Here is a 13217-nt window from a genome sequence, read left to right on the forward strand (position 1 = left end):
AAAAAATATTATTTTAATAATAAATCAAGTTTGAAAGAAAAATACATATACCATAGCAATAAATACAAATATTATAATAGCACCAAGTCCAAACATCATTAATTTAAAAGTGCTTATCTTAGAAAATATTCTTTCAAATAAACTTTTATTTCCATTATCTTCTTCGCTAGGCTCAGTATACACATCTTTTTCAGGATTGAATAATTTTAATTTAATAGGTTCAATCTCTTCTATTAAACAGCAATATCCGTCTATTAATTTTAATAAAATTTTAATGGATTTTTCTTCTACAGTTTTCTCTAATACCTCAGCAGGAACTAAATATTTGGAATATTTATCCTTTTTTCCTTTAAGCTCAAGATATATTATATTTTCTTCAACAGTATTAGAATTTATACTAACTATAACCTTATCTCCTGGAACTATATCATTTATAGATTTTCCTCCTATTGGGTCAACTACAAATGAGGCATTAATGAGTTTATAATGAGGAGTCTGAACTTCTTCAGAGGCTGCATTTTCATCTTTAGTTTCATCGCCGCTATTTTGATTTGCTGAATGCATAGAAGCTACATCTTCCATTTCCTTATCAACATTCTCTATAGCAGTGCGGACAGAATTAATATCTAAAATACTGCTGTTTATATCAAATGTACCTATATGAAAATCCATAAATTTATTCATGGCACTTGCAAATATATCAATAATAGAAATAATATTATTATTGCCTTGATATATTATAATATTATTAATATTTCTATCTTCACTTAGTATATTTGAAATTACTTCATAAAATTTATCAAAATATGGATTACTTTCATTGTTAAGTCTATTATAAATTTTAATATGTTTATACAATTCTAGTAAATCAGTATAAGCATTTAAAAAAGTTAAAAGTTTACGATCCCCGGAAATAACAAATGCAATATCTATCAAACTGCTATTATATTTATCTATAAAAAAAACAAGATATATGTATTTGTTTAAATCACTATATTCAGCCAATATTTTTATAACTACTACTTCATCGTTTGGATTTATTTTTTGCTGCAACATAAATATATACCTAAAATAAGAAATTATAAGCATTATTATATCATAAGTAATATAATAAACAATACCCCAATCCCATCATACCGAAAAATAATTATTAAAATAAAATACTTGATTTTTTTATGTTTAATTATTATAATTGATTATTCTCAATTAATAGATTTTAAGAGGATTTTTATGTCTGAAAATACAAATAAACTGCAAAAAAATGCTGAATTAATATTCACATATCTATATAATAATAGAATAATATTCATATCCGGCTTTGTCTTAATAGTTGTAATTGCAGCTGGAATTTTACTTTACAGAGCAAATATAGAAAGTCAGGATGCAGCTAATAATGTAGAGTTTGAATCAGCATTGGCTTTATATAATGTCTATCAAAATGCACAATTACCAGCAGAACAATTAAATGATCCTGCTTTAATAATAGATATTACTTCAAGATTTCAAAAAGTATATAATGCAGCTAAAGGAAATAAACTTAAATTAAGAAGTGCTTATGCTTTGGGCTGTGTTTATTATGATATAAATAATCTGAAGGAAGCTGAGAAATACTATCAGGAAGTAGCAAATTCAAGAGGATTCTATTTACAGGAAACTGCAATATATAACTTAGCTAATACTCAAATAGGATTAACTAATTATACTCAGGCTGTATCTACTTTGGAAAATTTTATTAAAGCATATCCTAAAAGCTATTTGATCCCTCAGGCCACTTTAACATTATCCGATGTTTATTTATCACAAAATGATAGAACAAAAGCATTGAATGTGTTAAAGTCTTGGACTACTAAAAATACTAATAATACTGAATATCTTTCTTTATTTAGAGAAACTATTTCATTGATAGAAAATAATGTTTATTAAAAAAATTATACATCATTAAATATCAAAAGGAAAATAAATTGAACAAAAATGCTCCTATTATAGTTCAGGGCGACGGTACTATTCTTTTAGATGTTAGCACAAAACATTTTGAAGAAATTAGAAACTTTATGTTAGTATTTGCAGAATTAGTAAAAAGTCCTGAATATATACATACATATAGAATAACACTAGTATCTTTATGGAATGCTGCTAGTTTAAACTATACATCAGATCAAATACTTAATTTTTTGAAAAAATATACATCTTATGAAATTCCAAAAAATATAGTAAAGCAGATTGAAACTAGTATAGAAAAATACGGCAGAATAAAAATAATAAAAGAAAATGATAAATACTATCTTATAAGCGAAGATAAAAATATTATAGATGAAATTTTGCATTACAAATTAATGACTAAATATATAAAGGCAGAAATTGACAAAAACAAATTAGAGATAGATGCCACATACAGAGGACATATAAAACTTGCACTTATAAATATAGGATATCCCGTTCAGGACTTGGCAGGATATAAAACAGGCGAAGAATATCATTTTAATATGAGAGAAAAATTAGCATCAAGCGGAGATGATTTTGCTTTAAGAGATTATCAAAAAAATTCTGTAGATGCTTTTTATGCTGACGGTAAACCTGAAGGCGGTGCAGGAGTTATAGCTCTTCCATGCGGTACTGGTAAAACTGTTGTAGGAATTGCCGCAATGCATAAAACTCAGACAAAAACACTTATAATAGTTACAGGTGTTACAGCATGCCGTCAATGGAGAGATGAAATACTTGATAAAACTGATATTCCTCCTGAAGATATAGGCGAATATAATGGTCTCAATAAAGAAATAAAACCTATAACGATAGCTACATATAAAATACTCACATATAGAAAAAATAAAGAATCACCATTTGTGCATTTTGAGTTATTCTTTCAGCATAATTGGGGATTAATAATATACGATGAAGTACATTTGCTTCCTGCACCTATAATAAAACTTACAAGCGAAATTCAAAGTATGAGAAGATTAGGGCTTACTGCTACTTTGGTTAGAGAAGACGGACTTGAAAAAGATGTGTTCTGTCTTATAGGACCTAAAAAATTCGATATACCTTGGCGTGAGTTAGAAGAAAAGAAATTTATAGCTGAAGCATACTGTTATGATATAAGAATACCATTAGATGATTCTCATAGATCTGATTATGTTATATCCAGCGATAAAGTTAAATTTAGAATAGCAAGCGAAAATGTTCTTAAATATAAAATAGTAAAAAAAATCATAGAAAAGCTTGAAGGAAAAAATATTCTTATAATAGGTCAGTATTTGGATCAATTAAATGAGATGAAAAGGCTAACAGGATATACTATAATCACAGGAAAAACTCCTCAAAGCGAAAGGGATATAATATACAAAAAATTTAAAACCGGAGAAATAAAAATACTTATAGTAAGTAAAGTTGCCAATTTAGCTGTTGATTTGCCTGATGCTAATGTTTTAATACAAATTTCAGGAACTTTCGGTTCAAGACAAGAGGAAGCTCAAAGATTAGGGAGAGTTCTTCGTCCTAAAAAAGGTGAAAATAAAAGCTACTTCTTTTCAATAATTACCACAGATACAAAAGAAGAAGATTTTGCTCATAAAAGACAATTATTCTTAACAGAACAGGGATATCATTATGAGTTATTGGATAAAGATTCATTTGAAGAATTGGAATTTAATAATTAAAAGTTTAGCTAATAAAAAATAATAGACTTGTTTCAAAAGAACTTGAGAAGATTGTATTAGTTTTGAAACAAGTCTAATATATTAAAATAAATCTGTAAGTCTAAAATCCCAAATCATTAATACTAATAAACTATAAACAAATCTTTTACTCACCTCTTCACCATTTTCATTATCAAAATAAATATCAATTTTTACTCTGTCATGAAAATCAGTATTGGAATCAACATCAGCATCTATAGTAAAAGTATCTCCATTCTTTGTTTTTAATGAATAACTTTTAACTACATCATACCCTATATACTCAGAATACATTTCATATCTTGCACCAAAAGCCTTGAAAGTGCCATAAGCTATTTCTAAATTATCTATTTTTTCTATTTCACTTTTTAGATTATATTTATCTAATTTTATAACTGTTAATTGATTTATTGGCTGTGCTATTTCATAATCTTCAAGCTGTTTTTTCCATTTATCTATAGTGTTATCATCCATTTCTACAGGGCTTGCCAAACCTATAAAAGTATTATCATCAATTTTTACTTCTTCATCTCCACAGTTTGAATAACTTCCGTCTCCTGAATATCTGAAAGTAGTTATAAAATTAGAATCTTTATCATATAGATTCCATATTAAAGATGAAGCAAATCTATTCATCATAGCATTATCAATAAAAATCTCTTTGAATATATCATAACTGTATTTCTCTCCGCTTGCTAATAAAATAGCTAAAGCAGAAGAAGTATCTTTCATAAAAGAAGGAATTTCTTTTCTTAATTTTGTTACCTCTTCTTTTAAGTCTTCATTAAAGTTTTGAGGAATCTTTTTTAATTCTTTATTATTTTTTATATCAAACAAACTCAAAGAATAATCACTATTCAAAATTAATTTATAATCTTCATTTAATACTCTTTCACCTTTAGAATTAAATCCGAAATCAGACGAATATCTTAATTGGAATTCATTATAACTAATATCCATTTTTTTCATCACTTCCTCAATTAAATTATAAGCCTCATAACGAACTTCAGATTTTTTTGTATTTGAATATATTTCATATAATAATCTTAGAGCATATTTACTTTCTATATTTAATTTAATTATTAAAAGTGAAAGTTTAGTATCTTTTTCTTTTTTATATATGTTTTTTAGAGCCTCATCTCCTCCATATATAGCATATATAAAAGCAGCTGTTTCTTTATTAGTTTCATCATAGATATTTTTAGCAAAATTTACAAACGATTCTTTATCAAGTAAATTAACGATATTGTCAACCTGCATTAATTTTTTAACATCTCTTTTAAGAAGTAAATATTCTAAATATATATATTTTAAAACTTTGTTTTCAACTTCTCTAGATTTATCTTTTATTAAAACCTTATAATCATTTATAAAGCTTACTTTTTTATCATCTTTTTTATTATAATTATTTTCCACATACTTTTCTGCTTCTTCTATAGTTTTGAAATTATAATTATCTGTAACAGATGAAAGCTCCTCACTAAACTCGCTTTCTAATCTCTTTTTTAATGACAAAATTTTTTTATTTGTGTCTTTTGATATTAAATCATATACTTCTTTGACATTCTCTTTTGTAATAGTTAAATAATCTTTATAAGAACCATAAAATGCCTGAAGATATGCTTTGATTTTTAAAGGAAGTTCTTCATACTTTCCAAAGCATAAATTACTCATTTCTGATACTTTGTTCAAATCCCAATTTGCTAATGAATCAAAACAATTATAACCTTTAGCAAAATCAAACATTCCAAACATCGTTTTTAGTTTTTTTGTATCCCATTTATTAAGAGGCTGATTAAAAGCTTCAGTACTGCGAAACATAGATTCCATAGTTTTTACATTGGATACATTCCAGCTATTTAAAGGCTGATTAAAGCTGTTACATTGACTAAACATCTCATTCATATTTTCAACCTTTGAAGTATTCCATTTATCGAGAGGCTGATTAAATACAAAAGCACTTCTAAACATACCCTCCATAGTTTTTACTTTAGATACGTCCCAATCATTAAGAGGCTGATTAAAATTAACACATATACTAAACGTATAACCCATATCTTCAACTTTACTAACATTCCAATTATTTATATTCTGATTAAAGGCTTTAGCATAATTAAACATAGCTCTCATAGTTGTAACATTAGAAACGTCCCATTTGTCTAAAGGCTGATTAAAACTTTCCGCTACCTGAAACATACCGCTCATATTTGTTACTTTAGAAACATTCCAGCTATTTAAAGGCTGATTGAATTTTTTACAATTATCAAACATTCTAAACATATCCTCAACATTAGAAACGTCCCATTTATTTAAAGGCTGATTAAAATCATTACAATAATAAAACATGAAACTCATATGCTTAACTTTGGATACATTCCAATTATTAAGATTACGATTAAACTTAGCTTTAGAACGGCTTTCAAAACTATCATAACTCATATATGCAAACATATATGACATATCTTCAACATTAGAAACATCCCAATCTTCTATGCCTTCAAAATCTTTTCTGCTGCTTTTATAAAAAAGTTCGCTCATATCCGTAATAAGACTTGTATCTATATCATAGAGTTTTATTCCGTCAGTATATACTAATTTTTCTAATTCTTCTTTTGTTTCTGGTTTATATTTTTTCATAAATTTAATCCTAAGTAATAATTTATTTACATGACTTTAATATAGATTATAATTTTTCTACATTAAAGAATAATTTTACTTATACTTCTATTTTATAAAATTATTATTTAAATAATAAGTAACAATTAATAATAATTTTTTGCTCATATAAAAGCTAATACTGCTTATTATTAATAATAATAATAATAATAATAATAATTGCTAAATAAAATATATTATTAAATAAATATAAGTTCACAACTTTTTTATTTCTTCTACACTTAAGCCTGTTACTTTACTTATAATATTAATATCTATATTTTCTTTTTTCATATTCTTAGCTAAGGAATGTTTTTCTTGTTCTATGCCTTGTTCTATACCTTTCTCTATGCCTTGTTCTATACCTTCTTTTATACCTTCTTCTTTACCTAATCTTCTTTCCTCATCAAGCATTATTTGATTGCCGTATAAATATGCTTCTTTTTTTTCGTATTCCATCATCATTAATCTGCTTTTTACAAAATTATTATATTTTTTCTGTACTTCTTCCATTATAGGTTTTTCTTTCACTATTTCAGACATAGACGCCTCCAAATTTTTACTTGTAAATATTTTGAGCCAATAATTTAAATCTTTAGATAATACATTTTTTCTAAACTTTTTTAACTCTATTATATGTATTTGTAAATGATCTGTTAGAAGTTTTTTATTATTCATCTCATAAAGCATATAACAGGAATGTATATTTTTAGTTTTATCTAAATTAAAATTGAGAAGATTAATGCTTATTACAGGAGTAAGTTCATCATATCTTTCACCATGCTTTAATAATTTACTGTAATTAGCTGCCCAATAATAAAGTATGCGTTCTGGAAATCTTGAATTACCTTGTAATTGTATCTCTATTATAACAACAGAACCATTTTGAGTAATGCATTTTACATCAACTATTGTTTCCTTCAAATTTCTATTTTTTTTCAAGTTGAACGGAGTTAGTATTTCTACAGAACGAAATGTTTTCATATTAGCATTAAGCATTATAGAATTGATAAAGTCTAAAAGTATAGATTCACTGCTGCCTTTATCGGTAAATAGATATCTTATAAAATAATCATTCAAAGGATTGAAATATTTTATTTGTTTAGTATTTAATTTATTTTCCATATACAAATTATACTAAAAAAGATTAACTTTGTCAAAATTAAATTATTTTTGAATTTATTCCAAAACTTTTTAATTATGATTTAGTATTACAATTTTAGACAATTAAAATAAATCTGTCAGTCTAAAATCTAAAATTATAAATACTAAAAAAGTATAAACAAATCTACTGCTGATTTCTTTTTTATTTTCAGCCTTTTTAAAATCGATAGTGATATCTATTGGCTCATCATATTCTATATCTGCATCGACTTTTGAAGACATAGTAAAAATATCTCCGTCATTTGCAGGAAATGTATATGTTATAGTATCATTATATCCCAATACATCATTAGTATACATATCATATCTTTTAGCAAAAGCCTTAAAAGCTCCGTAACTTGCTTCTATATTTTTTATCTTTTTTATTTCTTTTTTCAAATTCTTTTTATCTAATTTTACAAGTGTTAATTGATTTATTGGCTGTACTAATTCATAATTTTCAAGCTGTTTTATCCATTTATCTATAGTGTTATTATCGATTTCTGTGGGAGCTGCCAAAGCTATAAAATTCTCAGAATTAATTTTTACCTCTTCATCATCACAATTTGAATAACTTCCATCATTTAAATATCTGAAAGTTGTTATAATTTTTTTATCTTTATCATACAAGTTCCATATCAAAGAAGATGCAAATTTATTCATTAAATAATTATCAATAAAAACTTCTTTAAACAAATCATAGCTGTATATATCACCATCTATTAATGTAATACTTAAAATACTAGCAGCATGATTAATAAACTTTAATATTTCTTTTCTTAATTCTTTTATTTCTTCTTTTAATTTTTCATCAAAGTTTTGAGGAATCTTTTTTAATTCTTTATTATTTTTTATATCAAACAAGGCTACAGAATAATCATTATTCAAAATCAATTTATAATCATTATTTAATATTTTTTCACCTTTAGAATTAAATCCGTAATTAGGCGTACATCTTAATCTAAATTCAGTATAACCTATATTCATTTTTTCAAGTAATTCATTAATCATTTTTCCAGCTTCTTTGCTAATTCCAGAATTCTTTGAGGTTATATATATTTCATATAATAAGCCCTGTGCATATCTGCTTTCTATATTGAATTTTATCATTATAAGGAAAACTTTTGAATCAATGCCTGATAATATCAATTCAGATATCTCTTTTAAAGCTTCATCTCCTCCGTACATAGCATAAATAAAACCTGCTATTTCTGTGTTTTGATTTTCTAAATAAATTTCTCTAATAAACTTCAAAAATGATTCAAAGTCAAGTAAATTAACTATATTATCAATTTTTTCTAATCTGTTAATTGTTCTTTTCAAAGATAAATACTCTGAATATATATACTTTATAACTGTAATATTTACTTCTCTTGATTTATCTTTTATTAGTACATGACAATCTTTTATAAATGTAAGTTTTTTATCTTCTTTTTTAGCATTATATTTTTTTTCTGCGTACTTTTCTGCTTTTTCTATAGTTTTGAAATTATAATCTTTTGTAACAAATGAAAGCTCTGATGAAAAATCACTTTCAATTCTTTTTCTTAATCTTACAATTCTTTTATTTTTATCTTTTGCAATAAGATTATATATTTCTTTAACATTAAATTTTGTTATAGTTATATAATCTTCTTTAGGGTAAAATGCCTGCATATATACTTTAAGTCTTGTATGTAATTTATCCTCATCATCGCAAAAAGTACCAACTTCTTCTAAATTATCTAAATTCCAATTTTCTAAAGACTCATAATTATCAAACTTATACGCAAATCTAAATAGTCCAGCAGCAGTAATTAGTTTTTGTGTATCCCATCTATCAAGAGGCTGATTAAAACTTTGTGCCATATAAAACATCATATCCATATTTTCTACATTAGACACATTCCAGCTATTTAAAGGCTTATCAAATTTCATGCATGAGAAAAATGTCTTTTCCATGTTTACCACATTAGAAGTGTCCCATTTATCAAAAGGCTGATTTAATTTTTCGCATTGCCTAAACAAAGAATCCATATTTGTAACATTAGAAACATCCCAATCATTAAGATTCTGATTAAAAACATCGCAATATGCAAACATACTTGATAAATCTTTAACTTTAGAAGTATTCCATTTATTCAAAGGCTTATTAAAAACTTTTGCACGAGTAAACATAAATGACATATCTTCAACATTAGAAGTGTCCCATTTATTCAAAGGCTGATTAAAGTTTTCACATTCCTGAAACATACCTCTCATATTTTTTACTTTAGATACATTCCAATCATTTAAAGGCTGATTAAACTCATTCGCACCATAGAACATAAAGGACATATCTTCAACATTTGAAACATCCCATTTATCAAGAGGCTGATTAAAATTAGAACAATGAGTAAACATATTATTCATGCTTTTTACTTTAGATACATTCCAATTAGTTAAATCAGGATTAAAATCTATAGCTGAATATCTTACCAGCATCTTATAGCCCATATATGCAAACATCATATCCATATTTGTAACATTAGAAACGTCCCAATCTTCTATGCCTTCAAAATCTTTTCTTTTACTTTCATAAAAAAGTTTGCTCATATCTGTAATAAGACTTGTATCAATACAATCAAGTTTTATTCCGTCGGTAAATACTAATTTTTTTAATTCTTCTTTTGCTTTTGGTTTGTATTTTTTCATAATTACACCGTCAATAATAAGTTTACATAATTTTAGATTGTGTATGCAGTATAATATATATTGTGTAAATTTTCTATATAATTAATAATTTTATTTTTTCATTTTATTCTAAATCAAATGAGTTTAAAGAATCGGATAATTTTACTTGATAATTTTTTATTATCTGATTTTAATAAAAAATATATCATATTTCTTAAAAGTATTTATTATATTTTTTATTAGAAACTAATTACATATATTAAATAAATATTTTTTATATTATACGGAATATAATTTTTTTATTATCTATAATAATCTGAACAATAAAAAATTAATAAAATGATATACTTTATGAATTTAATTATAATTTCAATAAAATTAAAAAAAATATTGATTTTTTTACATAATTGTAATATATTTTTAACATTTATATTAAAAAATATTTAAGGAAATATAAAATTGAAAATAAGAGAATTATCAAGAATAAGCGGAATATCCCCGGCAACTATCTCAAGAATGCTTAAAGATCCAAATTCAGTAAAAGAATCTACTAGAAATAAAATTAATGATGTTCTAAAAAACAATGATATTGATAAATACTTTAATACAAAATGTATAAAAAAAATAATATTAATAATACCTGATTTAAGCAATACATTTTATTTAGATTTATTTAATGGTATAGTATCTGTAGTTCAAAAAAATGACATACCATTTGGAATATACATTACTAATGAATCCATAGCAGAAGAAGAAAAAATTTTTTCTAGAATAAAAAATAATAGGGATATAGGAGTAATATGGGTTCCTGCCTCAAATAAAAGAGATAAACTGCCGTATGATAAGAATACAAACCTAGTATCATTAGTAGATAGGAATTTACCATTTGATAATATATATATAAAGAATTTATCAGATAATTTTAATGCGGCAAAAAAATCTACAGATTTATTAATAGAAGGAGGAGCAAAAAATCCAATAATCATAACAGGAAGTTTAAATCTCAGTAATGCACAAGAGAGAAAAGATGGGTTTTTGGAAAGCATAAAAAATCATAACTTAGATAATGGCATAAATAGAGTATATTACGGAGATTTTAATGATAGTGAAAGCGGATATGATATTATAAAAAAACTAGTGAAAGAAAAAATTGAATTTGACTCTATTTTGGCTGCTAATCAAATACTAGCAATAGGTATATTAAAAGCTTTAAATGAGTTGAAATTATCAATACCAGATGATATATCTATAATTACTTTTGATAAGCTTGTAAATTTGTATTCATCCTATGAAAATAATAATATATCTGAAGTAGTATTTCCGGCATTCGATATAGGAAGTAATGCTACATCTATGTTATTATCTCAGAAAACATTTGATATTCAAAAACAAATATTTAATTATTCTGCTGAATTCCATCTAAAAGGAAGTGAAAAAAAATAGGAGCAAACTATGAAATATATAATAGGTATAGATGTAGGTTCAGGCAGTTCAAGGGCGGGCATTTTCTCATTAGATGGAAATAGCTTTGGATTTGAAAGCACACCTATAAAATTAAGAAAAATAGATGAAAATTTTGTTGAACAATCTTCTAATGATATATGGAACAGTGTATGTCAGTCAGTCAAAAAAGTTATATCTAAATCTAAAATCAATTCTGATGATGTTGTAGGTATAGGATTTGATGCAACTTGTTCTCTTGTAGCTTTGGATAAAGATAATAAACCTGTAAGCGTCAATAAAGATTGCGAAGATGATTGGAATATAATAATGTGGATGGATCATAGGGCTGTAAAAGAGGCTGATGAGATTAATTCACAAAATTTCGATGTGCTAAAATATGTAGGAGGAAAAATAAGCCTTGAAATGGAAATACCTAAAATTCTGTGGCTTAAAAGAAATTTACCTGAAAATTATAAAAGAATTAATCAATTTTTTGATTTGGCAGATTTCCTTCAATATAAGGCCTGCGGAAGTAATATAAGAAGTTCTTGTACTACCGCATGTAAATGGACATATTTAGCTCATGAAAATAAATGGGACGAAGATTTTTTTAAAAGCTTAGATTTATATGATCTTATAGAAGAAAATAAAATAGGAAATATTATCAAAGAGCCAGGTGTATTTGCTGGAAATCTCACAGAAGAAAGCAGCAAAGAATTAGGCTTACATTCAAATGTTAAGGTTGCTGTGGGTATGATAGATGCCCATGCAGGAGGACTTGGTTCATTAATAGGAAAAGCAGAAAATACTCTTGTAATAGTAGCCGGTACTTCTGCATGTCATATGATGAATAGCAAAGAACCAATATTTGTCAATGGTGTTTGGGGCCCTTATTATAATGCTATGGTATCAGGCATGTGGCTAAATGAAGGCGGTCAAAGTGCTTATGGAAGTTTAATAGATTATAATATAAAAAAGCATCCTTATTTTAATAATCTTGTAAAAGAAGGAAAAACATTTAAAGATATATATCAAATCCTAAATGAAGAAGTTGATAAATTAAAAAATATTAATAAATTCTATATAAAAGATATTCATATTCTAGATTATCATTACGGAAACAGATCCCCTATAGCAGATCCAAAAGAAAGAGGAGTAGAAATAGGTTTGGATATGTCAGAAGATATTACATCTATGGCTAAATTATATTGGGCAACTATAGATAGTATATGTTTTGGTACAAGAAATATTATAGAAACTTCAAAAAATAATGGTTATACTATAGATACTATAATAGTATGCGGAGGTGCTGCTAAAAATCCATTATTTATGAGAGAGCTTGCCGATATATGTCAATGTACAATATATACAGCAGGTCATGAAGAATCTGTTGTGTTCGGAAGTGCGATTCTGGCTTCTATAGCTTCAGGAGAATATAAAAATTATGAAGAGGCATTATCAAAAATGTCTAAAAAGGGAGAATGCATAGAAGCTGATGAAACTATGAAAGAATATTTTGATAAAAAGTATCAAATATATTTGGAACTTTATAAAGATAAATTAAAATACGAAAAACTAATGTCTGATTTTTAAGTTTGTTCACATTATAAAAAATAGGCTGTCTGCATAAAAATACCAGACAGCCTTTTA

General features: G+C 25.7%; 8 protein-coding genes. 4 read left to right on the top strand and 4 right to left on the bottom strand.

The genetic code is table 11. The annotated features are described in order from the left end of the window. Nucleotides 1–24: 24 nt before the first annotated feature. Nucleotides 25–1056 carry a hypothetical protein gene (locus A966_RS11960; RefSeq protein WP_008725967.1) on the bottom strand — a complete coding sequence of 344 codons (1032 nt, stop codon included), beginning with the start codon at nt 1054–1056 and terminating at the stop codon, nt 25–27. 174 nt (nt 1057–1230) lie between these two features. Between A966_RS11960 and A966_RS11965 the strand changes: the two genes are divergently transcribed. After that, complete coding sequence (locus A966_RS11965) at nt 1231–1923, top strand: tetratricopeptide repeat protein (RefSeq protein ID WP_008725970.1); 693 nt, start codon at nt 1231–1233, stop codon at nt 1921–1923. A 38-nt stretch (nt 1924–1961) separates the two neighbouring features. Further along, on the top strand, nt 1962–3656 hold the full coding sequence (locus A966_RS11970; protein WP_008725973.1) for a DNA repair helicase XPB: 1695 nt from the start codon (nt 1962–1964) through the stop codon (nt 3654–3656). Between the two features lie 81 nt (nt 3657–3737). Here the strand turns inward: A966_RS11970 and A966_RS11975 are convergent, their stop codons facing one another. From A966_RS11975 to A966_RS11985, 3 genes are all read right to left on the bottom strand, one after another. Next, a complete protein-coding gene (locus A966_RS11975) occupies nt 3738–6311 on the bottom strand; it encodes a BspA family leucine-rich repeat surface protein (protein WP_008725975.1) in 2574 nt (857 codons plus the stop codon). Nucleotides 6312–6545: 234 nt separating this feature from the next. Beyond that, a complete protein-coding gene (locus tag A966_RS11980) occupies nt 6546–7454 on the bottom strand; it encodes an Rpn family recombination-promoting nuclease/putative transposase (protein WP_008725978.1) in 909 nt (302 codons plus the stop codon). 102 nt (nt 7455–7556) lie between these two features. Then, nucleotides 7557–10145 carry a BspA family leucine-rich repeat surface protein gene (locus tag A966_RS11985; RefSeq protein WP_008725979.1) on the bottom strand — a complete coding sequence of 863 codons (2589 nt, stop codon included), beginning with the start codon at nt 10143–10145 and terminating at the stop codon, nt 7557–7559. 438 nt (nt 10146–10583) lie between these two features. On the opposite strand from A966_RS11985, the gene A966_RS11990 reads away from it, so the two are divergent. Together A966_RS11990 and A966_RS11995 are read left to right on the top strand one after the other, a co-directional pair. Further along, nucleotides 10584–11567 carry a LacI family DNA-binding transcriptional regulator gene (locus A966_RS11990; protein ID WP_008725981.1) on the top strand — a complete coding sequence of 328 codons (984 nt, stop codon included), beginning with the start codon at nt 10584–10586 and terminating at the stop codon, nt 11565–11567. Nucleotides 11568–11576: 9 nt separating this feature from the next. Beyond that, nucleotides 11577–13160 (top strand): FGGY-family carbohydrate kinase, encoded by a 1584-nt coding sequence (locus A966_RS11995; RefSeq protein ID WP_008725983.1) that lies wholly within the window; start codon nt 11577–11579, stop codon nt 13158–13160. The last annotated feature ends 57 nt before the right edge of the window (nt 13161–13217 follow it).

The organism is Brachyspira hampsonii 30446 (assembly GCF_000316195.1).
GTDB lineage: Bacteria > Spirochaetota > Brachyspiria > Brachyspirales > Brachyspiraceae > Brachyspira > Brachyspira hampsonii_C.

Coding starts and splice junctions, on each gene's coding strand:
- A966_RS11965 (WP_008725970.1), top strand. CDS start 1,231: ATGTCTGAAAATACAAATAAACTGCAAAAAAATGCTGAATTAATATTC.
- A966_RS11995 (WP_008725983.1), top strand. CDS start 11,577: ATGAAATATATAATAGGTATAGATGTAGGTTCAGGCAGTTCAAGGGCG.
- A966_RS11980 (WP_008725978.1), bottom strand. CDS start 7,454: ATGGAAAATAAATTAAATACTAAACAAATAAAATATTTCAATCCTTTG.
- A966_RS11960 (WP_008725967.1), bottom strand. CDS start 1,056: ATGTTGCAGCAAAAAATAAATCCAAACGATGAAGTAGTAGTTATAAAA.
- A966_RS11975 (WP_008725975.1), bottom strand. CDS start 6,311: ATGAAAAAATATAAACCAGAAACAAAAGAAGAATTAGAAAAATTAGTA.
- A966_RS11985 (WP_008725979.1), bottom strand. CDS start 10,145: ATGAAAAAATACAAACCAAAAGCAAAAGAAGAATTAAAAAAATTAGTA.